The organism is Collinsella sp. HCP28S3_B9, from assembly GCF_052066095.1.
Classification (GTDB): Bacteria; Actinomycetota; Coriobacteriia; order Coriobacteriales; family Coriobacteriaceae; genus Collinsella.
Map to the genome: position 1 here is coordinate 1 of NZ_JBQHST010000054.1, position 2515 is coordinate 2515.

General features: G+C 52.6%; 1 protein-coding gene. It reads right to left on the reverse strand.

Going from position 1 to position 2515, the window contains the following annotated elements; translation table 11 throughout:
* Positions 1-147 precede the first annotated feature (147 nt).
* Complete coding sequence (gene tet(W), locus ACTNBB_RS08985; RefSeq protein ID WP_441057963.1) at positions 148-2070, reverse strand: tetracycline resistance ribosomal protection protein Tet(W); 1923 nt, start codon at positions 2068-2070, stop codon at positions 148-150.
* Positions 2071-2515 lie beyond the last annotated feature (445 nt).

Genomic DNA, 2515 nt, shown 5'->3' on the forward strand with positions numbered 1-2515 from the left:
GCATGGCCACCGGACCCATCGAAACACATCTCCACCATTCCTTCAACTGGGAAAATGGCGCCCCCGGGGCCCGAGAGGGGCCGCGGGGGCGTTCGGTTAACTGCGGGAGCGTGCCGTCAGCTCAATGTGTTCGGCTGAGATCGGAAATCAACCAGTGATCTTACTGAACATATGGCGCACCTTATCCAGGCGGCTGTTTGGACGGCGGGGCTGGATGACCGGCTCGCCGACAGCGGCCTGATACCCTTTCAGTTCCGTCAAGCATACGCTCCGCCCGTTGGTGTAAAAGGCCAGATCAGTACGGTATGCCTGTATACAGCGGGCGGGAATCTCGCCAGTAAAGACAACTTCATCCTTTTTTACCTGGACCGTTTCGATGGTGGCACAGTATTTCGGTGCATCATGATAAGCCCTGGAAAGATATTCCCGGGGCGCATAGAGGGTGAAGGAGAGATAAGGTTCCAGCAGTTGCGTCCCTGATTCCTTCAATGCCTGTTCCAATACAATCGGGGCCAATGAGCGGAAGTCCGCCGGCGTGCTGACCGGACTGTAATAAAGCCCGTATTCAAAGCAAATCTTACAGTCCGTTACGTTCCAGCCGAACAAGCCCTGCTCCAGCCCGTAACGGATACCATCCCTGACAGCGTTTTGAAAACTCTGGTTCAAGTATCCCAGCGAAACCCGGCTCTCGTATTGTACACCGGAGCCAAGCGGGAGTGGTGTAACAGACAGTCCGATGGATGCCCAAAACGGGTTGGGCGGCACCTCGATATGGATGGTGTGGCTGGCTGCTTTGAGCGGCCGCTCCATATAAATGACGGTGGGTTCCTTTACCACTGTTTCAAGCTTGTATTTTTCCGACAGCAAAGCGGAAACAACCTCCAACTGCACCCGGCCCAAAAAAGAAAGAATGATCTCATGGGTGATGGAATCCACCTCGCAGCGCAAAAGCGGGTCAGTATCCGCAAGTTGCGTAAGAGCGTCCAGCAGCCGTTCTCTTTGCGCTGCCGTTTTCGGCGCAATCGACGTCCGCAGCATGGGGAGGGGGTCCTCACGCCACCTTTTACGAGGGAGCCGGGTTGGGTCCCCTAATACATCGTTTAACCTCACGCTGTCGCTGGGAAGGATAACAATTTCACCCGGATAAGCGGTGTCTGTCTGAACAATTTCCCCTTTGGATGGAATACGCATCTCTGTGATTTTCAGCTTTTCTCTCCCGGCCAGGGCCACCGTATCCCGCAGGCGCAGCGTTCCGCTGTATAGCCGTAGATAGACACGCCGCTGGCCGCAATCTGTATACTCCACCTTGAAAACGCTGCCGCATAGGGCGGCGCTCCCCTGTTCCCCAATCGGTTGGAACAGCCCTGTCACCGCATCCATCAACGGTTGAATGCCAAGGCCCTTTTTGGCGCTGCCATAATAGACCGGGAACAGGGAGGCGTCTTGAACCCGCCGCTGTTCCTCCCGCACAAGTTTTTCCCGGCTGATTGGTTCTCCTGCGATATACTTTTCCAATAATTTATCGTTATTTTCGATGACCGCATCCCATGCTTCTATGTCGGTATTTTCCTCCAGGACTATTTCCGGGGACAGCGACACCGTCTGCTTGATGATAATATCGGCGGAGAGCTTATCCCGAACAGACTGAACCACGCTCTGCAAATCAACGCCAGCCTGGTCGATCTTGTTGATAAAGATAACGGTGGGAATGTTCATTTTCCGCAGGGCATGGAACAGAATACGGGTCTGGGCCTGCACGCCATCTTTAGCGGAGATCACCAAGATGGCCCCATCTAAAACAGCCAAAGAGCGGTACACCTCCGCCAAAAAATCCATGTGGCCGGGCGTATCCACAATGTTGACTTTACATCTGTGCCACTGGAAGGAAGTGACTGCCGCTTGAATGGTAATCCCACGCTGCCGCTCCAAAAGCATGGTGTCCGTCCTCGTTGTCCCTTTTTCGACGCTCCCCGGTTCTGAAATGGCTCCGCTGGCATATAGCAGGCTCTCCGTCAAGGTTGTCTTTCCAGCGTCTACATGGGCAAGAATCCCGATATTGATAATGTTCATGTCTATCCTCCATACAAGGCCCAAATGGGCGCAAAAATCCCCAGCGGCTAATACTTTTACCGCTGGGGATCATGACTTCGGACAAACAGAAGTATGACGGCTTACATGAGCCGCTGTCCGTCACGATATTTACTAAAAAGGCAAAAGTATTCTTAAATTGGGTACAAAAACTAAGCCCCTGCAAGGGGCAATCATTTTTGCGCCCATTATCAAATTTTATTTAAGAATACCTTGCCGCATATTTGGTAGACTCCTCAAATCAGGTTAATAGCAGTATATCATAGTACGCTCTAAAAAACAAGAAATTATTTTACCCGATTCCCCAAATAAATCAGGCCTTGATTATCAACTTCATCCGAACACCTCCCACATTCATCCGCACATGTGCGGATGAATGTGGGAACCCGATACCCTGAGGGCCGGATCGGCCGGCCCCGGGAGATCG